Source organism: Bradyrhizobium sp. GW821-FHT12B03, assembly GCF_058807535.1.
In genome coordinates this window covers 721032-739982 of the sequence record NZ_JBXAQU010000001.1, presented here as the reverse complement: position 1 = coordinate 739982, position 18951 = coordinate 721032, and the positions used below count along the sequence as shown (strand labels likewise).

At 61.7% G+C, this 18951-nt stretch carries 16 protein-coding genes; 11 read left to right on the top strand and 5 right to left on the bottom strand.

Annotation, left to right across the window (positions count from 1 at the left end; genetic code table 11):
- Nucleotides 1–92 precede the first annotated feature (92 nt).
- The 3 genes from AC1RUR_RS03590 to AC1RUR_RS03580 are packed head-to-tail and all read left to right on the top strand — an operon-like array spanning nt 93 to nt 2614.
- Nucleotides 93–1109: a zinc-dependent alcohol dehydrogenase family protein gene (locus AC1RUR_RS03590; RefSeq protein ID WP_492841362.1), complete on the top strand. Its 1017-nt coding sequence runs from the start codon at nt 93–95 to the stop codon at nt 1107–1109.
- Between the two features lie 15 nt (nt 1110–1124).
- Nucleotides 1125–1529, top strand: coding sequence for a DUF2255 family protein (locus AC1RUR_RS03585; protein WP_492841360.1), 405 nt, complete (start codon nt 1125–1127; stop codon nt 1527–1529).
- Nucleotides 1526–2614 (top strand): PQQ-dependent sugar dehydrogenase, encoded by a 1089-nt coding sequence (locus AC1RUR_RS03580; protein WP_492841358.1) that lies wholly within the window; start codon nt 1526–1528, stop codon nt 2612–2614. Before AC1RUR_RS03585 ends, AC1RUR_RS03580 begins: the two co-directional genes overlap by 4 nt.
- A gap of 52 nt (nt 2615–2666) precedes the next feature.
- Here the strand turns inward: AC1RUR_RS03580 and AC1RUR_RS03575 are convergent, their stop codons facing one another.
- Nucleotides 2667–3668, bottom strand: a complete 1002-nt coding sequence (locus AC1RUR_RS03575) for an AraC family transcriptional regulator (RefSeq protein ID WP_492841356.1) — start codon at nt 3666–3668, stop codon at nt 2667–2669.
- A gap of 272 nt (nt 3669–3940) precedes the next feature.
- Here AC1RUR_RS03575 and acmB point away from each other — a divergent pair, with 272 nt between their 5' ends.
- Nucleotides 3941–5137 (top strand): methyl acetate hydrolase AcmB, encoded by a 1197-nt coding sequence (acmB, locus tag AC1RUR_RS03570; protein WP_492841354.1) that lies wholly within the window; start codon nt 3941–3943, stop codon nt 5135–5137.
- A gap of 204 nt (nt 5138–5341) precedes the next feature.
- Here the strand turns inward: acmB and AC1RUR_RS03565 are convergent, their stop codons facing one another.
- The 3 genes from AC1RUR_RS03565 to AC1RUR_RS03555 all read right to left on the bottom strand — a co-directional run bounded on the left by AC1RUR_RS03565 (nt 5342) and on the right by AC1RUR_RS03555 (nt 9171).
- On the bottom strand, nt 5342–6202 hold the full coding sequence (locus tag AC1RUR_RS03565) for a carbohydrate ABC transporter permease (RefSeq protein ID WP_492841600.1): 861 nt from the start codon (nt 6200–6202) through the stop codon (nt 5342–5344).
- A 102-nt stretch (nt 6203–6304) separates the two neighbouring features.
- Nucleotides 6305–7420 carry a carbohydrate ABC transporter permease gene (locus tag AC1RUR_RS03560; RefSeq protein ID WP_492841352.1) on the bottom strand — a complete coding sequence of 372 codons (1116 nt, stop codon included), beginning with the start codon at nt 7418–7420 and terminating at the stop codon, nt 6305–6307.
- Between the two features lie 92 nt (nt 7421–7512).
- On the bottom strand, nt 7513–9171 hold the full coding sequence (locus AC1RUR_RS03555; protein WP_492841350.1) for an ABC transporter substrate-binding protein: 1659 nt from the start codon (nt 9169–9171) through the stop codon (nt 7513–7515).
- A 259-nt stretch (nt 9172–9430) separates the two neighbouring features.
- On the opposite strand from AC1RUR_RS03555, the gene AC1RUR_RS03550 reads away from it, so the two are divergent.
- The 7 genes from AC1RUR_RS03550 to AC1RUR_RS03520 all read left to right on the top strand — a co-directional run bounded on the left by AC1RUR_RS03550 (nt 9431) and on the right by AC1RUR_RS03520 (nt 16430).
- Nucleotides 9431–10417: a TIM barrel protein gene (locus AC1RUR_RS03550; RefSeq protein WP_492841348.1), complete on the top strand. Its 987-nt coding sequence runs from the start codon at nt 9431–9433 to the stop codon at nt 10415–10417.
- 42 nt (nt 10418–10459) lie between these two features.
- The gene (locus AC1RUR_RS03545) at nt 10460–11527 is read left to right on the top strand and encodes a sugar ABC transporter substrate-binding protein (RefSeq protein ID WP_492841346.1); all 1068 of its coding nucleotides are present in this window, start codon (nt 10460–10462) and stop codon (nt 11525–11527) included.
- A 156-nt stretch (nt 11528–11683) separates the two neighbouring features.
- Nucleotides 11684–13180: a sugar ABC transporter ATP-binding protein gene (locus AC1RUR_RS03540; protein ID WP_492841344.1), complete on the top strand. Its 1497-nt coding sequence runs from the start codon at nt 11684–11686 to the stop codon at nt 13178–13180.
- Nucleotides 13181–13227: 47 nt separating this feature from the next.
- On the top strand, nt 13228–14184 hold the full coding sequence (locus AC1RUR_RS03535; protein ID WP_492841342.1) for an ABC transporter permease: 957 nt from the start codon (nt 13228–13230) through the stop codon (nt 14182–14184).
- The gene (locus AC1RUR_RS03530; protein WP_492841340.1) at nt 14181–15038 is read left to right on the top strand and encodes a MurR/RpiR family transcriptional regulator; all 858 of its coding nucleotides are present in this window, start codon (nt 14181–14183) and stop codon (nt 15036–15038) included. The genes AC1RUR_RS03535 and AC1RUR_RS03530 overlap by 4 nt, the downstream gene beginning before the upstream one ends.
- Nucleotides 15039–15080: 42 nt before the next feature.
- The gene (locus tag AC1RUR_RS03525; RefSeq protein WP_492841338.1) at nt 15081–15971 is read left to right on the top strand and encodes a PfkB family carbohydrate kinase; all 891 of its coding nucleotides are present in this window, start codon (nt 15081–15083) and stop codon (nt 15969–15971) included.
- A gap of 18 nt (nt 15972–15989) precedes the next feature.
- Nucleotides 15990–16430: an RbsD/FucU family protein gene (locus tag AC1RUR_RS03520; protein ID WP_492841336.1), complete on the top strand. Its 441-nt coding sequence runs from the start codon at nt 15990–15992 to the stop codon at nt 16428–16430.
- 193 nt (nt 16431–16623) lie between these two features.
- Here the strand turns inward: AC1RUR_RS03520 and AC1RUR_RS03515 are convergent, their stop codons facing one another.
- The gene (locus AC1RUR_RS03515) at nt 16624–18942 is read right to left on the bottom strand and encodes a N,N-dimethylformamidase beta subunit family domain-containing protein (RefSeq protein ID WP_492841334.1); all 2319 of its coding nucleotides are present in this window, start codon (nt 18940–18942) and stop codon (nt 16624–16626) included.
- Nucleotides 18943–18951: the final 9 nt, after the last annotated feature.

Below are 18951 nucleotides of genomic sequence, written 5' to 3'. Positions count from 1 at the left end.
GCTGCAAGCGGCGGAACCGCTTGAAACGCGATCGAGATCGTCAAGGGCCTCGGTAAGCGGGTTACCATGTTCGCATGACGAAGGAGATTTAAATGCGCGGAACGATCCTCTACGGCGCGAGGGACATTCGCTGTGAAGAGGTGGCGAACCCCAAGATCCTTCATCCGGCCGACGCCATCATCAGGCTCGCGGCCACCTGTGTGTGCGGATCCGACCTGTGGCCTTATCGCGGTATTCAGAGGACGGAACAGCCGACGCCGATGGGCCACGAATATTGCGGCGTAGTCGAGGAGGTCGGCAGCGCCGTCACCGCGGTCCGGCCCGGACAGTTTGTCATCGGCTCGTTCTTCGCCTCAGACAACACCTGCCCTAATTGCGCCTATGGCTACCAGTCGTCCTGCCGGCATCGGGAGTTCGTCGGCGGCGCGCAGGCCCCGCTTCTGAGGGTCCCGCTGGCCGACGGCACGCTTGTGCCGACGCCCGGCATGCCGTCCGACGATATGATCCCGAGCCTGCTCGCGACCTCCGACGTGCTGGGCACCGGCTGGTTTGCTGCCGACGCTGCTAATGTGAAGCCTGGCGCAACGGTCGCCGTGGTCGGCGACGGCGCCGTCGGCCTCATGGCTGTGCTTGCGGCCACGCAGATGGGCCCAGAGCGGATCATCGCCATGAGCCGTCACGAGACGCGACAGAAGCTTGCCCGCGAATTCGGCGCGACCGATATCGTGATCGAACGCGGCGATGAGGGCGTCGCCCGCATCATGGAAATGACGGACGGGATCGGTGCGGACTGCGTGCTCGAATGCGTCGGCACGCAGGAATCGATGCTGCAAGCGATCCGCTCCACCCGCAAAGGCGGCCATACCTCCTATGTGGGCGTCCCGCACGGTGTCGAACTCGACGGCGCGCAGTTGTTCTTCGCCCATGTCCATCTGCATGGCGGTCCCGCCCCGGTGCGGCGTTACCTGCCGAAGCTGATCGACCTCGTACTCGAGCAGAAGATCAATCCCGGCAAGGTCTTCGACCTGACGCTTCCGCTCAATCAGGTGACCGAAGGTTACAAAGCAATGGATGAGCGCCGGGCCATCAAGACCCTGCTGCAGCCTTAGGACGGAGGCGAACACATGTCCGAATGGACGAAAGACGAATTGAGCAGGATTGCCAAGGCAGACGATCTGCACATCGCGCCGCTCCGCGAGGACGGAAAGACATTCGGTACACCGACCTGGATATGGTCGGTGGCCGTGGACGATGGCCTCTATGTCCGGGCATATAACGGTCGGAACTCCCGCTGGCACCAGTCGGCGATGACGCAGCGTGGCGGACGCATCCTCGCCGCCGGCATGACAAACGATGTCAGCTTCGAGTCTGTCGACGGGCCGATCAACGATCGGATCGACGACGCATACCGGGTCAAATATGCAAGCAGTTCGTATCTGGCTTCCATGATCGGCTCGCGTGCGCGCGCTGCGACCGTCAAGATCACGCCGAGCGGCGCCACGAGCCCATCAAAGGGAAAGCGATCATGAAACGCGCGTCGATCGTTCTGATCGCTTTCGTCGTCTCGGCCCATCTGTGGGGGATGAGTGCGTTGGCACAGGAACGTGCAACGCAGCGGACATCCGAGTCGCGGCCGCTGTTGGGCACTGCGACAAAAGACTGGGCCGTGGAGGTGGTCACCGATGATCTCGACTATCCATGGGATATCGCACGCGCCGGCGACCGGATCATCGTCGCGGAAAAGGTCGGCAACATCGTCATCGTCGAGCATGGCCGCCTGTCCCGCTATACGCTCCAGACCAGTGATCCCGTCGTCGACGAGAATGGCGGCGGCCTTCTGGGCATGGTGCTGGCACCGGACTTTACCGACAGCGGGGTGGCGTATTTCTATCATACCTACCGTTCGGAAGGTCGGCTGACCAACAAGGTCATCCGGGCCCGTTTCGACGGACAAGCGTGGCGAGAAACCCGCGTGTTGCTGGATCGCATTCCCGGTCACCCGCTCTACAACGGCGGACGCATCGCGATAGGACCCGACGGAAATCTCTACGTCACGACGGGATGGGTCGAGGACCACGCAGCGCCGCAGGATCGCGGCAGCCTGGCGGGCAAGGTCCTGCGCATGACGTTCGACGGCAAGGTGCCGGGTGACAATCCGTTTCCGGACTCCTACGTCTTCTCCTACGGCCATCGCAATCCGCAGGGCCTCGCCTGGAACACGGCGGGCGACCTCTATGTCGCCGAGCACGGCCAATCCGGGCACGACGAGATCAATTTCATCACGCCTGGAAGCAACTATGGCTGGCCGCTTGTGCAGGGTGATCAACAGTATGAGGGAATGCGGGCCCCCTTCGTGCAGTCGGGCAACGAGACATGGGCGCCGTCCGGAATCGCGTTTTCCGGAAACGATCTTCTCGTCGCAGCGCTCGGCAGTCGGGGGCTCTATGTTCTCGATCTGAAAGATCGGTCCCTCAAACTCATCTTCAGTTCGGGAGACCGCCTGCGGATGGTCATGTCGGTCGAAGATCACCTCTATGTCATTACGACAAACAGGTCTCCGAGAGCACAAGGTCCGTCGCCTGATCGTCTGCTCAAGCTCTCACTGAAGGGCTAGGTTATCACTGCCCTCGCGGGAACGTGCCGATCAGCAGACGTTGAAACGACAATCAGCGTCTGATCGTCTCCGATGGCAGTTCATCAAATCGCGCCCGGTAGGCACGCGCGAACTCGCCAAGATTAATATAACCCCAGACATGCGCGACGCTCGATACAGTCTGGCCGGCACCTGCGCACTGAAGGTCACGCCTGACGCCCTGGAGCCGCTGTTCTCTCAGGAACTGGCTCGGCGCGTAGCCACGGAATTTCTTGAAGGCGCTTGTTAATGTCCGAAGGCTCGCCCCGGCGGCGCGCGCAACCTCGGTCATCGGCGGTAGCTCGACTGCATGGTCAGCCATGTATTGTTCAGCGATCTTTACCGCGCGCGGGGCGAGGTTGTTGGCAGGATTTTGAAGGTCCATGCCGGCGCGGTCAGCCCATTCGTTCAACAAATGGATGCATATCGTCTGCTCGAGATGTTGGCCCACGCGGTCCCGCGCGAGGCGGCCGGGCGCTTCTGCGATGCAGCGCACCAGGTATTCCATCAGCGCCAGCCAACTCGAATTGTTGCCGCCGATCCGGGTCTTGTATTGCCAGAGCGCGTTGTCAGGCACGAAGCCGAACCAGTCCCGGCACACCTGCTCCAACACGCTATGCGGGATCGTCAGATTGAGCTGGAGGTGGTCGGGGTCAAAGTCGACATTGTAATCGGTTCGACTGCAATCCACGACAAAGCTTTCACCGACCGCCGTTTCCTCCGCACGACTTCGGTCGAGGAAGTGGCGGGCGTTGCCGCCTATCGTGGTAAGTACCACCGCATTTCCGGCCTCTTGCGACCAGTCCTTGATATTGACGGGAATTCCATATGCAAAGCGCGTAACCGTGATGCGCCCGATCTGTGCGGAATGCATGGTCGAGTCAGGACGCGCCAATCTGCCCGTCGGAGACACCCGGTAGGGCATGTAGACTCTGTTGGACCAGTCGCGGATTTCGTCCCAGTCGTCAGATAGAACTTTATGGTTCTGCTTGATCGGATTTCCCTGAGCATCAAAAAGCAGCGCCTGCCTCAACATCGACATTCCCTCCTTGAAAAGTCGTCTGCAAAGCGGCCTAACCCTACCTATCCCCCCATGGCTTGAATAGTGGACCAGCCACTGCCCGCCTGAGCTCGGCAAAAGAAATTGCCGACCACAGACATCTTTTTCCGTTTCCAGACACAGCCAGGGCCCGCGGCGGGTTATCCAAGACGCCGCCCGGGCAGGCCCGGGCAATATGCCAACGACAGCAGACTGCCCGACTGCCGGATCCCGGCAGATCGCGAGCGGCTGCACCAAAGGAGGAAAGCATGAGTACTGGATTGCAGACGGCGTGCGACGCCGTCCTGAACAAGGCAGTCAATTCGACGCCGGGCGTTCCCGGGGTGGCGGCGGTGGCGACCGACCGCAACGGCAACATCTACGAAGGAGCGATCGGAAAGCGCGCACTCGGCGGCGAGCAGGCGATGACGACCGACTGCGTTTTTGCGATCTTCTCCACGACGAAGGCGATCACCGGCACCGCATGCCTGCAATTCGTCGAGGACGGCAAGCTCGATCTCGACGCGCCGGCCAAGTCCTATGCGCCGGCGATCGGCAAGTTGCGGGTCATCGACGGCTTTGACGATAGCGGCAATCCGAAGCTGCGGGCGCCAAAGCGCGACATCACCACACGGATGCTGCTGCTCCATACCGCGGGCTTTGCCTACGATTTCTTCAACGAGACTTACAACAGGCTGGCGCAGGAGCATGGCCAGCCGAGCGTGATCACATCCTCGCAGGCCTCAATCAACACGCCGATCTTGTTCGATCCAGGTGATGGCTGGGAATACGGCACCAACATCGACTGGGCGGGGCAAGTCGTCGAGGGCATCGCCGGCAAGCGCCTCGGAGAGGTCATGAAGGAACGCATCTTCGAGCCGCTCGGCATGAACGACAGCGCCTTCACGATGAACCAGTCGATGCGCCGGCGCATGGCGACGATGCACCAGCGCGACGAAAGCGGAGAGCTCTCGCCGCTGACAGATTTCACGCTTCCGCAGGACCCGGAGGTCCAGATGGGCGGGCACGGCCTCTATTCGACACCGCTGGACTACGTGAAATTCATCCGGATGTGGTTGAATGACGGACAGGCACCGGGCGGGCCCGTCCTAAAAAGGGAAACGATCGACATGGCCGCCCAAAATGGTCTGCAGGGTGACATGAAGATCAAGGGCCTGCCCGGCGTCATCCCGAGCCTGTCGAACTATGCCGAGTTCTTCCCCGGCATGCCGAAGAGCTGGGCGCTCACCTTCATGATCAACGACAAGGATGCGCCGACGGGGCGCCCGGCGGGTTCGCTCGCCTGGGCCGGCCTCGCCAATCTTTACTACTGGATCGACCGGAAGAATGGCATCGGCGGATATTGGGCGACGCAGATACTGCCCTTCGTCGATCCTCCCTCGGTCGGCGGCTACCTGGAGTTCGAGAAGGCCGTATACGATCACGCCATGATGGCCGCAGCCTAGTCACAACGAAAGGGACCTGTGGCGACAACGTCGCCGCAGGTCGAAATGGCCCCTCACAGCGCCTGACGAGCAACATGGTTCATCTGTGCGCCGCGGCCTCATACCCGCCACCGCGCACGTCGAGAACTCCATCCACCGCGATGGACCAAATCTAAGTCGGCGTTGATCGCTCGTGACATGGCGCCGATCGGATTTCCCGAGCTCTCATTTAATGGCCCCCGCCGTCAGCCCCTGCACGATGTAGCGTTCCAGGAATACGGCAAGAATGGCCAGTGGCGCGATCGCGGAGGTCGAGAGTGCGGCCATCGACCACCAGTTGATGCCTTGCGAGCCGGTCTGGCTCGCAACCATCACCGGCAGGGTCTTGGCATTTGTGCTCGTGAGCAGCGCGGCGAAGAAGTATTCGTTCCAGCACAGGATGACTGACAGCACAAAGGCGGCGACCATGCCAGGGAGCGCGATTGGCAATACAATGCGCAGGAAAGCGCCCCAGACCGAGCAGCCATCGACATAAGCCGCCTGCTCGATCTCGAAAGGGATAGTGTCGAATTGGTCGCGCATGATCCAGATCACGATGGGCAAGACTGTGAGCGTATAGACGGCCATGAGGCCGACGCGCGTGTCGAGCAGGGCCAGTTCCTTGTAGAGAACCAGAAACGGCATCGCCAGAACCACCGGCGGTAGGATCAACTGAGACAGGAAGAAGAAGGAGATGTCCTTGTTGCGCCAGACCAGGAATTTGTAGGAAAATCGGCTAAGGCCGTAGGCGGCAAGTGAGCCGATGACACAGGCGACGAATGACCCGCCAATCGACATGATGATGCTGTTCTCGAAGCGCAGAATGAACTCGTCGCGGACGTTCGAAGTCGTCAAGATCGTGTCGGGCGACATGCCGAGCGAGCGCCAGCCCTTCCAATCCGGCTGGAAATCCCACCAAGGTACGAGATGTCCCTGCGTTACATCTACCGCGACCTTAAATGAGGTCGATACCGTCCAGTAGATCGGAAACAGCGAGACGAAAACCCATGACAACAATGCACCATAGACCAGCACTCGGCCGATCAGGGCCTTGCTGAAGCCTGTTGGGCTCGAGCCGACGGCGACTGCCGGGCTCTTTGCGATGATGGTCAATTAACCTTCTCCGTTAGACGTGCGGCTATCATTAACTCAGATGTTGCGCGTCCAGCGACTGGCGAGCTTGAGAAGCAGAGAGACGAAAATCGCTATGAACACGAAGTAGACTTCCGCCAGCATGGTGCCGTAGCCAACATTCGACCGGTCGCGGTATTCGCGAAAAATGAAGCTTGAGACCGTGTCCGTTGCGCCACCAGGTCCGCCACCGGTCATGTTGATCACGACATCGGCGAGCTTCAGCTCGAAGATGACGCGGAGAACAATGGCCGTGGTACTGATCGGCAGCATCAGCGGGAATATAACCCGCCAGAACGTCTGCCATCTGTTAGCGCCGTCGACCTTGGCGGCCTCGAGGAGCTCCTTTGGTATGGCCTGCAGGCCCGCGAGCAGCAGAATTGTGATGAAGGGGATCGAGACCCACGCGTCCATCGCCATGATGCTGAGGCGGGCGATCCAGGGACTAGCGAAGAAGGCCGGATTGTCCCAGCCAAGCAGTCGGGCCAGCGTCGCGGCCGGGCCGAACCGATATTCCATGATCGACTTGCCGATCATCCAGCTCACGGCGACGGGGCTCAGCATGAAGGGCATGAGAAAAGCAACACGGAAGAATTTTCGCGCGCGGATCTCGGCGTTCAGAAGCAAGGCAAGTCCCCAGGCGATCGCATATTGGACCGCCACGGCCAGAACGTAATAGACCATGTTCAGCATCGCGTTCCAGAAGAACACGTCTTGCATCAGCGAGCGCAGATTATCGAGGCCGTTGAACTGCCGCCCCGAGGCTGAGCTGAGATTCCAGTCCGTGAAGGCGATGTAGATGCCAAAGACGGTTGGAAAAATGGCCATCAGCGCGGTGAAGAGAATGGCGGGCAAGACGAATAGCGCCTTCTGCCCGTCCGCTCCGCGCGTGATGACTTGGGCCGAGCCAAGGATCACGGCCCAGGCGATGTAGACATAAAGGATCGGCCGCCAGGTCTCGAAGCCGATCGTGATGACGTTCGCGGCATGAAGGCCCTGAAACAGGACAGCCGCCAGAAGGCCGAGCGTGGCGGCGATGAGCAGTATCCGCCCCCACCAGCGACGCTCCTCGGAAATATCGAGAAATTCGAACTGGTCACGCGGCTTGGTTGCCCCAGAAGGCACACTCGTCATTGGACCCCTGCGGTCTTATCTCGAACCAAGATCAGGCCAACCGGTAACCCCCGCCCCTGCTTGGGGAGGGGAGTTGCACGGTGGGCTGATGTCTACGACATCCCCAGCGAAGCCTTGTACAACGCGATCTGCTTGGATCGACCCAACTGGTCAGTCAGTTTTTCCCAAGCCGCCGCAATCGCGTTCGCCCCGGTCTCCACATCGACCTTGCCGGCAAAGATCTTGGCCAACTCGTCTTCCGCCAAGCTGTAATATTGGAAGATGCCGGGAATGCGCGGTTCTACCGCCCGGTTCGGGTGGTTGTACGAGCCGGACTGCGAATTCAGATAGGAGGCGATGTAGTCTTTCTTGTAACCCGCCTGGCCCCATTGATCGATCTTGAAGTGGCTCTGGCGATGAGCCTGGAAGCCGGACGGATACATCACGGTCCAGAGCGAGAGCTCCTTGCCGCCCAAATGGGCGGCGGCACTCCAGGCCGCCTTGTGCTTCAAAGCATCTTTGTCGACGCGAGCCATGACATAGACGCCCCAGCCGAGATAGGCGCAATTGGGCGCATAATTCGGCCCGCTGGCCAACTTGTCCCACTTGCCCGTCCTGGAATTATAGACGTCTTCCGAGCCGGGCAGAATATCGAAGCCGACCACGTCGCCGATCACCGAGGTGTCGCTGGTATTGGCCATCTGACCGACGTCGCCCCACCAGGACAGCATCGAGCCCGTGCCAGCCAGGAATTCCTGAAACGCCGTTGTACCGGGATCAGCATTGATCTGGTCTGCGGGCTCGGCCGGCAGCGCATCGACGACATCTTTGATCGCGCGAATCCAGGCTGGATTGTTGATGCGCGGCTTCATCGTCTCGACGTCGAACAGCCATGCCTTGTCATCGGGATGTTTGGCGTAGGCCGACGCACGGCTGCCCAGGAAATAAAAGCCGAAGCCACCCCAGGCCTTGGGTGCATCGAGATAGCCGACCGCATCCTTGCCCTTGATCTTCTTGCCCTTGAGAAACTTCGTGACCTCCTGCACCTGCTGCCAGGTCTTCGGCACACCCCACTCGCCCCTGTGCCCTTCAGCTGTCCAGGCCTTCTTCAGATCGGCATCCGTGAAGTAATCGGTGCGGTAGTTGAAGTTGTGGCAATCGCCGTCGACAGTGACGCGGTAGGCCTTGCCGTCCCAGGTGCCCACGGGCGGCTTGAGATACTCGACATAATCGTCGATCTCGATCTGTTTCTTGACCCAGTCAGGCATCTCGGATGCGAGCCCCTTGCCGCAGACGTCGCCTTCGAAAGGAGCGCCCATTTCGAGAATATCAAAATCAACGGTGCTGGTTGCGATTGCCTGCTGCAGGCGCGGGTTGTAGTCGGCCTGCGCGAGATCGATCCAGGTTATCTTGGCGCCAGTGTAGGCTTCCCATGGCCGCAGAAAACCGCGGAAGAGCAGATTATGCAGGTTCTGGTTGTTGAGCCCCATGAAGGACAGCTCAACGCCTTTGAATTCTCCGGGCTTGACGCTGGCTTTGGTCGCGCCGAGGCACAACTCACCGACCTTCTGCCAATCGGCATCCGTCGGCGACCCTTTCCCGACTCCAGGTATTTGCAGAATCTGGTCGAGAACGCTGCCGCCCTGCGCGGCAGCAGGTGCACTTTGCACACTCGCGCCGAGAGCAACGGCGCCGAGCCCAGCCGCACCCTTTAGCAGGCTGCGACGATCCGTATGCAAACCAGTCAGACGCTCAAAATCACTCGTTCTCACGACAAAGCCCTCCCTTTGATGATGTCCAGTCCGACGGGTCAATCCATCGGACCAGATCGAGCAGCCCTTTGAGGCCAGCTTCTTGGTTTGGTCGGCCCTCATCGACCCCGTTCAAAGCATGACGACTTTCCGCCGGCATGCATCGCGAAGGGTGGTCGCAAGAGACACAGGGAAACTTTACTAGTTTATTTTTTATTGTAAAGTCGTGAAGTTTCGCGTTATGAATTGAGAACGGAAGCAGGAGATCGGAGACGCTAATTTGCCCGAATTTAAGTTTGCGGCTCGTCTGAACTCGTTTCGAGTCGGCGCTGAAAAATACTGGCCATTCAAGAATGGTAAAGCCACCACGTTCGATCTCATCGAGCGCGCAGCCACCGTTCCCGGCCTCAACGCCGTAGATCTGAATTACCCTGATCACCTCGACGGCCATACCGAGGCAGAACTCGTTGAGCGGCTGTCAGGCTCCGGAGTCGGGCTCAATGGCTATGCCATGCGCTACTACACCGATCCCGGCTTCAAGATCGGCGCTTTCACGAACCCAGATCCTGTGGTCCGGCGCAAGGCGATCGACTTGACCCGCAAGGGCATCGACTCGATGCGCGAGGCCGGTGGCCGAACCATGACGCTCTGGCTCGGGCAGGACGGCTTCGATTACTCCTTCCAGGTCGACTACAAAGCCTTGTGGGAGATGGAGGTCGAGGCGATACGCGAGGTCGCTTCGCACGATCCAGCCGTCGAGGTCAGCCTCGAATATAAGCCCAACGAGCCGCGCTCGTTCGCGCTCCTTCCCGATGTCGCGACCACGCTTCTGGCGATTCGCGAGGCCGACAGACCGAACCTCGGCGTCACCCTCGATTTCGCCCACGTGCTCTACGCGGAAGAAATGCCGGCCTATGCGGCGATGCTCGCGGCTCGTCACAGCCGTCTGCTCGGCGTCCATCTCAATGACGGCTACGGCAAGCGCGACGATGGGCTGATGGTCGGCGCGGTTCATCCTCAGCAGACGATCGAGTTGCTCCATGCGCTCGACAGCGTCGGCTATGACGGCCTGCTCTATTTCGACACTTTCCCGGATGTTTCCGGGCTCGATCCCGTCGCCGAATGCGCTGCCAATATCGACAGCGTGCTCGCCATGAGAAACGTCGTCGAGCGGCTCCGCAAGGCACCGGCTCTCAGCCAGGCCATCGCCACCCAGAACGCGGTGGCCAGCCAGAAGATCGTGCAGGCGGCGCTATTTGCGCTCTGAAAAAAGCGAAAGTCGAACAACAAATAAACCAGGAGGAAATGAATGTCGAAGCTAGGGTTGAAGCGGACCATCCTGACGTCCGCCCTATTGGCAAGCCTGTCTGTTGCCGCGCAGGCGCAGGCGTTGAAACCGCTCGATTCCGACCGCGATACCGATCGGCTCGACTGGTCGCAGCTTGAGACCAAGTTCGGCGCGATGCCGAAGAGTGATCCGAGCGTCAAGATCGGCGCCATCGCCAAGACCTTGACCAACGAATACTGGCGCAGTCTCGGTGACGGCTACAAGAAGGCCGGCAAGAGCTTCAGCGTTCCGGTCGACCTCCAGGCTGCCCAGGATGAGGGAGATCAACTCGGGCAGCTCGGTATCGCTGAGAACATGCTGACCAGCGGTTACAACATCCTTCTCGTTTCCCCGCAGACCGACGCCAATCTCGTTCCCGCCGTCGAAGCCGCCGAGAAGGCCAAGGTGCTCGTCGTCAACGTCAATGACGCAGTACTACGCGCAGCCAAGAACTATGTCGGCAACGTGCAGCGCGACAACGGCGTGCGTGCCGCCCGCTGGTTCATCGCCAACCGGCCCCAAGGCGGCAAGATCGCCGTTATCGAAGGCATGGCGGGAGTCTATGCGGCCGTGCAACGCACGGCGGGGTTCAAGGAAACCATTGCCGCTGAAGGGCCGAAGCTCAGCGTCGTGGCGAGCGTCCCCGGCAATTGGGATCGCCAGATTTCCTATGATGCGGCGTCGACGATCATCCAGCAGCATCCCGACATCGCCGGGTTCTACTGCAACAATGATGGCATGGCGCTCGGCGTGGTCGAGGCCGTGAAGGCTGCCGGCAAGCTGAAGCAGATCGCGGTCATCGGCACGGACGGCATTTCGGACGCCTACAAATCAATCAAGGCTGGCGAGCTCACCGCCACCGTCGATTCCTTCCCTGTGCTGACCGGCGAGGTGGCCGTCGAGGTTGCGCTTCGCCTTCGCGCCGGCCAGAAGCTGCCCCGTGTCGTCGCGACCCCACAGGCCCTCGTCAACAAGGACAATATGGCCCGTTACACCGGCGACGAGGCATCGGTGCGGAAAAACCTGATCGCGGACGCCGCCGCCAAATAAGGCGCCGACGGCCGCCGATCCACTGTCCTCCCGCAGTGGACCCATGCCGCCGGCCCGAGACCTTCTCCCGCCGGCGGCATGTTTTGAGCAAGTTCGAGGCAACCGGGCTCTGGACGAATTGGTCGATGAGAGCTCGAACCTGGAAGCGGAGTTGAGATGGACCAGCCTGCCCCGAATGCGGAGCCGCACCTGTCCTTGCGGGGTATCTCCAAGAGTTTCCCCGGCGTCCAGGCGCTGAAAGACGTGAGCTTCGACGTCCATGCCGGCGAGGTCCATGCGCTGATCGGAGAGAATGGCGCGGGCAAATCGACGTTGCTGAAAATCCTGTCCGGCGTCTATCGCGCGAGCGAGGGCGAGATCCGCATCGGCGGGGCGGCGCGAGACATCACCAGCCCGCGAGCGGCACGCGGGGCCGGCATCTCCCTGATCCACCAGGAGCTGCAGCAGGTCCCTGAACTCGACGTGGCTCAGAACATGTTCCTCGGCAATCAGCATCTGCATCTTGGACTGTTCACCGACAGGGCGCGCATGCGGCGCGAGGCCCGCGCCCTGCTGGCCCGGCTCGATCCCTCGATCGATGTAACGACCCCGATCAAGCAGCTCCGGGTCGCCCAGCGGCAGATCGTCGAAATCGCCAAGGCGCTCCTCGCAGACGCTCGCGTCATCGCGATGGATGAACCGACCTCGAGCCTGACGCCGCATGAATTCGAGAAACTCACCGGCATCATCGATCAGCTCGCCGCGCGCGGCGTGGCGGTGATCTATGTCTCCCACAAGCTCGACGAAGTATTCCGCGTCGCCTCGCGGGCCACGATCCTGCGCGACGGGAAGGTGGCGGGTCGCACGGATCTCCGCGCGACCAGCGAGAGCGAGTTGATTCGCCTCATGGTCGGCCGCGCACTCGAACAGAACCATCGGCAGAACCACACGCGGTCCGACGTCGTGCTCAAGGTCGAAAATCTCGGGCGTGGCGAAGTCGTACGCGGCGTCGGCTTCGAATTGCACGCAGGTGAGATTCTGGGGGTTGCCGGCCTCGTCGGCGCAGGGCGGACTGAACTCGTGCGCCTGATCGCCGGCCTCGACCAGCCGACCAGCGGAACGATCACGGTTAAGGGCCGGGCGCTGAGGTTCAGGACCCCGCGGGAGGCCATCCGTGCCGGAATCTCGCTGCTACCGGAAGACCGCAAGAAAGAGGGAATCGTGCCGATGCGCTCGATCGTCTCCAACGTCGCGCTGCCGCGGCTGGGGCGCTTCACCCGCCTTGGCATGATCAATCTCTCCGGGGTGCGCGACACGGTCGCGACCCTCACCAAGCGCGTCGCCCTGCGGCCGTCCGGCATCGATCAACAAATCAAGAACTTCTCCGGCGGCAACCAACAGAAGGCCATCATCTGTCGCTGGCAGATGGCCCAGGCTGACGTGCTGATCTTCGACGAGCCGACCCGCGGTATCGATGTTGGTGCCAAGGCCGAGATCTACCAACTGATCGAAGATCTCGCGCGCGAGGGCCGCGCCATCGTCGTCGTCTCCTCCGATCTGCCTGAAATCCTGCGGCTCTCCGATCGGGCACTCGTCATCCGGCGGGGCGAACTCGCCGGCGTCGTCGAGCGCCGGGACCTCGATGAAGAGGCACTGATGCGCCTCGCCGTCTGACTTCCAACTTTCCGAGCGACACCATGACCATTAACACGGACCAAACCATGACCGCCGCGCCTCCGCGCACGAAATTCCTTCCGATCGGCCTACGCGACATGGGAACGTTGATCGGGCTCGTGCTGATCGTTCTCGTGTTTTCAAACCTTTCGAGCGTGTTCCTGACCGAGCGCAACCTCATCAACATCCTTCAGCAATCCAGCCTGAACGCCTGCGTTGCCATCGGCATGACGCTTGTGATCATCTCGGGAGGCATCGATCTGTCGGTGGGGCCGACGGCGGCGCTCAGCGCTGTCATCGCAGCGACCGCGCTCGTGGCGGGCTATCCCATCCCGGTGGTGGCCATGCTGGCGCTATCAATCGGTGCGGCCTGTGGTCTGCTCAACGGTTGCCTCATCGCGTTTGCCGGCCTGCAGCCATTCATCGTTACGCTCGGAACGCTCAGCCTGCTACGCGCGATTGCGCTCATCTACACAGGCGGCACGCCGGTGCTGGGCGTGCCCACGGCTTTCCGCACCTTGTTCTCGTCGTCGATCTGGATCCTGCCGGTGCCCGTGGTCATCGTCGCAATCATCGGCGCGATTGTCTGGGTCGTTCTCGGCCGCACTCCGCTGGGTGAATATATCCTGGCTGTGGGGGGCAATGAAGAAGCTGCCCGAGTCAGCGGTGTCCCAATCGCCCGCACCAAGATCGCCGCCTATGTGATCTCGGGCGTTCTCGCCTCCATAGCCGCACTCATCCTGATCGCCCGGCTCGGCGCAGCCGAGCCGACGCTCGGCAATCTCTGGGAACTGGAAGCCATCGCCGCTGCGGCAATCGGCGGTGCGTCGCTTTCGGGCGGCAAGGGCTCGATCGTCGGCACCATCATCGGCGCCATCGTGCTCGGTACGATGCGCAATGGCCTGACCTTGCTCAATGTCCAGGCCTTCTATCAATTGCTCGCAACGGGTATCATCATCATCATGGCGATGCTGATCGACCGACTGACCCGAGGCAAGGAATGAGTGTACCGATCGATCCACGTGCAGTGGGACCACGAATCCGCATGATGCTGCCGGATATGTCGCCTCTCGAGGTCCGCATAGCCGAATTCCTGTTACGGACGGATTTCGACGACACCCTTCCTCTGAAGCGGGTGGCGGACGATTCCGGAGTCTCGGAGGCGATGGTCGTCAAGACGGCCAAGAAGCTCGGCTTCGAGGGATTTCGAGAGTTGCGCGCGGCGCTCGTCGAATACAAGCACCTGCCTTCGGTCGATCTGCACCAGGAGGTGACGCCGGAAGATACGGCGGAGATGATCCTCCAAAAGGTGTTCCGGACCTCGATCCAGGCGCTCGAGGAAACCCTTGCCATCCTCAACATCGAGGCGTTCAAACGCGCCGCCGATCTGATCCATACCAGCCGGCAGCGCGACTTCTACGGTCTCGGCGGTTCGGCCCAGATCGCACGCGACGTGGCACATAAATTCCTGCGAATCGGCATCCGCGCCTCGGTATTCGATGACACGCATATGATGGCGATGTCCGCAAACCTGCTCGGGCCCGGCGATCTTGCTATCGCTTTCTCCCATTCGGGCCGCTCTTCTGGCCTTGTCGACGCCGTGCAATTCGCGAAAAGCAAAGGCGCCTCCATCATCGCCGTGTCGAACTATGATACGGGCCCCATCGCCGAACTTGCCGACGTCGTCTTGTGCTCGACGGCGCAGGGGTCGCCGCTGACCGGCGAGAATGCCGCCGCCCGGATCGCCCAGCTCAACATCATGGATGCGATCTTCATCGCGGTTGCGCAAAAGGGTTACGGCCAGGCCGAAAAGAACCTTGCCAGCACCATGGCAGCCGTCCAGGGCAAACGACGCTAACCCAAGGGTGGGCCTGACCGGCCCCCGTCGAGAGGACACTTCATGCCTGGACCGAAGTTCGACGTCATCGTCTGCGGCAGTCTGCATCTCGACATCATGGTCCACGGGCCGCACCTGCCCCGCCCCGACGAGACCGTTGTCGGCACGGCCTGGGGGCGTACCTGCGGCGGCAAAGGCGGCAATCAGGCGGTCCATGCGGCCCGCCAGGGCGCGCGGACAGCCTTCATCGGCCGGGTCGGCGCCGACGAATTCGGCAGCCGCCTGCTGGCGAACCTCGATGCCGCCAAGGTCGACCGCACCAGCGTCGCGGTCGATGATAAGATCGGCTCAGGCATGAGCGTCGCCATCGTCGATGCCAACGGCGACTACGGCGCCGTCATTGTTTCCGGCGCCAACCTCGCCATCGATCCTGCCAACATCGGCACGAGCTTCGATCGCCTTGGCGGCGCCCGCGTGCTGCTGCTCCAGAATGAGGTGCCCCACGCCGTCAATGTCGCCGTGGCCCAAGCCGCACGTCAAGCCGGAGCGACCGTCGTATTCAATGCGGCCCCCGCCCGCCCGAGCGGTAACGACCTGCTCGGGCTTGTCGATGTGCTGGTGGTCAACCGGGTCGAAGCGGAGATGCTGGCGGGCGTCCGGGTACCTGACCGATCCGGCGCGCGCGCTGCGCTCAACACGCTCGGCGCCACCCAGAGAACCGTAGTCGTGACCGTGGGTAGCGGCGGACTGGTCGTCGCCGCCCCCGGACAGGTGCCGGTCGAATTGGAAGCCATGCCTGTCAGGGCCGTCTCGACCCATGGCGCGGGCGACTGCTTCCTCGGTGCTCTGGCGTCGCGATTGGCCGATGGCGCTTCGGTCGTCGACGCCTGCCATTTCGCCAATAGAGTGGCAGGAATATTTGTGTCGACAGCCGCGACCACGTCCGAACGATAAAGCCGGGAGAGACCAGCCGTGCTCAAAGGCATCGACAAGACATTATCCGCGGAGTTGCTCTATGTCCTCATGCTAATGGGCCACGGAGACGAACTGGTCATCTGCGACGTCAATCACCCGGCAGCGACCATTGCCAAGAAATCCACCTACGGCAAACTGATCGACCTGACCGGCTGCGACATTCCTCGTGCCGCAAAGGCCATCCTCTCCCTGATGAAGCTCGATACATTCGTCGACGCGCCCGTGATGCGAATGCGAGTCGTCGGCGACCCAGACGGGATCGTGCCGATCTTCGCGCGCATGCAGCAGGTCGTCGATGCAGCCGAGGGACGCTCGATAACGATTGGCGCCTACGAACGCTTCGATTTCTATGCAGCTGCCGAACGATCATTCGCCATCGTACGTACATCGGACCCCGGCCCCTATGGCTGCTTTATTCTCAAGAAGGGCGTGGTCTGAATGTTGTCGTGGAGGCGCGAACGAGGCCATGAGAGGTCGGCGTGCCGGATCCAGAGGGCGTATCGGCAGTGGGCTGCTGGGCATACCAAACTGGCAGCCCCTCGCCACATATGGCTTTGCAGCGCCAAGCGACAGCACTAGGTGTTCGTGGGAGCACTCGGTTGCGGAAATAAGGGGCAGCTCCCGGTGCTGATCAACGCCATTGTTTCTCTTCGGCAGTCCAGGCCCACCCCGGCAACCGGCCCTCCTTGCTGAAGGCCGACACTACATTGTCGAGCAGCCGCGAGACGTTGTTGTCGAAATTGTTGTAGGGCAGCGATTGGCTAAACGCGATCGATCCGGTCGAGAACACTGCGCCATGGTTCGGCGCCGTGAAGTAGACCATGTCGGCGCGCACGCGGTAATCATGCGAGCCCGACAATCCGGGATAGGGATAGAGGATTTCCTCGACCACGGTCTGGTAGTTGTCGCTGTGCCCGCCCGACGAGGCCACAATCAGCGAATGCGGCGGCGTGCCGAGCGTGAGGTCATAGCGGTCGATCTCCAGCCCACCGGCTGCGCCGTGGGCGAGGCCAAAATCGCCGATGATCTCGCCCTCGATTCCCTTGAACATCCAGTCGGCGCGGCGGTGCCAGCTGTCGGGCATGCGGCGGAACGGCCGCGAGGAGTCGAAGCCTTCCGAGATGAAGCCGACGCCGAGCACCTTTTGCGGCGGACGTCCGAGATCCTTCCACAGCCCGCTCTTCTGTCCGGTGGTGGCGAGATAATATTCGCCGGGCCGCGCCTGCCAGGCCCGCATGCCGGAATTGAGCTTGCGCACCTCCATGCACCAGGGATCGTCGCGGTGATAGCCGACGTTCCAGTAATAGCCGTTGCCGCCGAGATAGATGAAGCGGCCGCCGCCGGCGATGTAGTCCTCGGTCGCATTGAGGATCGCCTCGGACACATATTCCGGATGGGTGCCGCTGAGCACGACGCGATAGGGCTTCAGCAGCGCCTCGCCCTCGCGGTGCAGATCCTCCTCGGTGACGACGTCATAGGCGTGGCCCATCTGCTCGAGCCAGGCGATGATCGAGAGATCGGCCGGAAATTGCCAGGTCACGCCCATCGACGACATCCGCGCCTTCGGCCGCATGTTGAGGATCGGACGCCGGTAGGTCGAGTAGCAGACCCCTGCCCCGTCGCCGTGGTGATCGTAGAGCGAGAGCCCGAACTCGGAGGTCTCGTAGAGCTCGATGTCGTGCTGCGAGACGATCGGCGACTGACCGGCCAGGGGCTGCATGATCTCGGCATCGAAGCTCAGATGCTCGTTGGCATAGGCGAGATAGCTGCCGGTCGGCACCAGGAACAAGATCGGCGCCGTCGGGCGTTGCGGGCGAACGAAGAACACGATGTATTCCTCGCGCAGGCCCTTGCCGTCGCCGACGCGCAGCCGATAGGCGTAGGCGCCGCTGCGCAAGGGCGGCACCTTCAAGCGCTTGGTCAGCTCCCATTTGCAGTCGATGATCGCATCATCGTGGAATTCGACACCGCCATATTGATGGGGCGCGAGGCGATAGCAGTCATCCCGGCCGCTCCAGTTGAATCCGGTCTGGCCGCGCACCGGGCGATTATAGCCTTCGGCGTGCAGATGATACGGTCCCGTGTCGACCACGCGATCGCCGATCCCTTCGTCGGTGTAGCCGAGCGCTGTGTCCCAGAATGCCACCTGCCCGCTGGCTGGTGCTGCGCCGGTCTGCCTGAACTGGTCGAGCTCCTCCCGCGTCAGCACGCGGTCGAACACCGCGGGCCGATCGAGCTTGCCGTTGAGGCATTGCATGACGAAGGGGCCGCGCAGCGAGTGAAAATCCTGCGCGCCGGCGAGAATGAAGGGCACATCGGGCGGATTGACCGGGCGGAAGCGCAACGTCTCGCGCACATGGGAGCGGAAGTCGACATTGGCGACCTTGCTGAGCAGGCTGTTGTAGCGGTTGGCAACGCTCTCCTGATAAAGCGTGGCCACGCCGGTCGTGGCGTCGAAGGTCGCGGCGACGAAGTACCAGTTGCTCTTCAGGAGCGGCACCTCGCCGTCGAGATAGTCGACCTCGCTTCCGTCGCCATAGCCGAACTCGAGCAGTCCGTCGGGATTGAGCCACAGCCCATAGCCGCGGTTACCGAACGCATCCCAACGGCCCATCAGGCACTGCCGTTTGCCGTGTCCGGGACTATTCGGGTAGACGAAGGTCGCGAGCGTAAAACTGCCGTCGAGCGCGAGGCGACCGTCGGGATCGGCTACCGTCAGGAACGAGCCGACCTGGGTGTATTGCTTGCGAACGGTCCAGCTGCCGTTCAAATCGCATGCGACCTCTTCCTCGCGATAACCGGGCCCGGCGGGATGCGCATCGCCATGGATCAGGCGCACCAGTTGCGCATCCACGGTCGTGGTGCCGTCGGCATGCACATAGAATCCGATGTCGTCACCGGGCTTGACCGAGATCTTGTCGGCATACCCAAAGATTTTTTGCTCGGCCATGGTCGGTTA

Excerpts from the sequence above, each read along its gene's own strand:
- AC1RUR_RS03525 (WP_492841338.1), top strand. The coding sequence starts at position 15,081 with ATGCCTGGACCGAAGTTCGACGTCATCGTCTGCGGCAGTCTGCATCTC.
- AC1RUR_RS03540 (WP_492841344.1), top strand. The coding sequence starts at position 11,684 with ATGGACCAGCCTGCCCCGAATGCGGAGCCGCACCTGTCCTTGCGGGGT.
- AC1RUR_RS03575 (WP_492841356.1), bottom strand. The coding sequence starts at position 3,668 with ATGTTGAGGCAGGCGCTGCTTTTTGATGCTCAGGGAAATCCGATCAAG.
- AC1RUR_RS03585 (WP_492841360.1), top strand. The coding sequence starts at position 1,125 with ATGTCCGAATGGACGAAAGACGAATTGAGCAGGATTGCCAAGGCAGAC.
- AC1RUR_RS03580 (WP_492841358.1), top strand. The coding sequence starts at position 1,526 with ATGAAACGCGCGTCGATCGTTCTGATCGCTTTCGTCGTCTCGGCCCAT.
- AC1RUR_RS03530 (WP_492841340.1), top strand. The coding sequence starts at position 14,181 with ATGAGTGTACCGATCGATCCACGTGCAGTGGGACCACGAATCCGCATG.
- acmB (WP_492841354.1), top strand. The coding sequence starts at position 3,941 with ATGAGTACTGGATTGCAGACGGCGTGCGACGCCGTCCTGAACAAGGCA.
- AC1RUR_RS03535 (WP_492841342.1), top strand. The coding sequence starts at position 13,228 with ATGACCGCCGCGCCTCCGCGCACGAAATTCCTTCCGATCGGCCTACGC.
- AC1RUR_RS03560 (WP_492841352.1), bottom strand. The coding sequence starts at position 7,420 with ATGACGAGTGTGCCTTCTGGGGCAACCAAGCCGCGTGACCAGTTCGAA.
- AC1RUR_RS03515 (WP_492841334.1), bottom strand. The coding sequence starts at position 18,942 with ATGGCCGAGCAAAAAATCTTTGGGTATGCCGACAAGATCTCGGTCAAG.
- AC1RUR_RS03545 (WP_492841346.1), top strand. The coding sequence starts at position 10,460 with ATGTCGAAGCTAGGGTTGAAGCGGACCATCCTGACGTCCGCCCTATTG.
- AC1RUR_RS03590 (WP_492841362.1), top strand. The coding sequence starts at position 93 with ATGCGCGGAACGATCCTCTACGGCGCGAGGGACATTCGCTGTGAAGAG.